1 protein-coding gene is annotated in these 761 nt (G+C 31.8%); it reads left to right on the top strand.

Annotated features, from left to right (window positions below):
- Positions 1 to 75: 75 nt before the first annotated feature.
- Complete coding sequence (locus tag JCM16418_RS23365; protein WP_036653850.1) at positions 76 to 678, top strand: site-specific integrase; 603 nt, start codon at positions 76 to 78, stop codon at positions 676 to 678.
- Positions 679 to 761: the final 83 nt, after the last annotated feature.

Below are 761 nucleotides of genomic sequence, written 5' to 3'. Positions count from 1 at the left end.
CTATTGGTATATTAACCGGAGACGAATCATTACATCTTGCGGAACTTGCTTTGACTGAGCAGAGAAATAGGCCTAATGAAGAAAGCAATCATACTAATTGCTGTAACTACTAGTATTCGTAAAAGCGCGATCTTTGAACTTAAACCAAAACACATTAATCCAGATAGAGACAGAGAGCATGTGTATATTATAAGCAGCGATGATTTATTCGATAAGGGCAATATAGTTGATTTTAAGGAAATACACAAAGATGTATACGACATACTAACATTAATTCATGGTAACAAGAGCGAAAATACACCATACTTCTATATTGGAATGACAACATTTGATGATACTTTAAAAAGATTGTGTGTGAAAGCCAATATAGATTATAAAAAACGTAGAATAAGTGTTCACTCTTTGAGAAAAGCAGGGACGCAATTTGCTTATGAAATCGGTGGTCTTAGAGCTGCACAAATGCAAGCTGGTCATTCATCTCCAACTATTACTTCGCTGTCGTATATTAAAAAAGAGGCGAATTTAACTGGTATCGGCTTAATAGAAAAACAAAATAACATTGTTTTTGACGAGCTTACAAAGGAAGAAGCCATTGCATTACTTAAAAGTATTGGTAATGGTACTGGAGAAAAATTAAAAAAAGAAGCCAAAAAAATTATAGAATCGAGGCACATATAGAGATTGAGAAGAGTTATACTTGTTTTATTTGATTTAACATGTTACTCAAAAGCAAAATTTATATTAATATTAAATATTATAAA

Origin of the sequence: Paenibacillus pini JCM 16418 (assembly GCF_000576305.1) — a bacterium.
Taxonomy (GTDB): Bacteria; Bacillota; Bacilli; order Paenibacillales; family Paenibacillaceae; genus Paenibacillus_AQ; species Paenibacillus_AQ pini.
The sequence above is the reverse complement of the archived record's forward strand: the minus strand, read 5'-3'. Positions and strand labels throughout refer to the sequence as shown.

What these genes read in the sequence shown, in the direction of transcription:
- JCM16418_RS23365 (WP_036653850.1), top strand. Translation starts at nt 76, where the DNA reads ATGAAGAAAGCAATCATACTAATTGCTGTAACTACTAGTATTCGTAAA.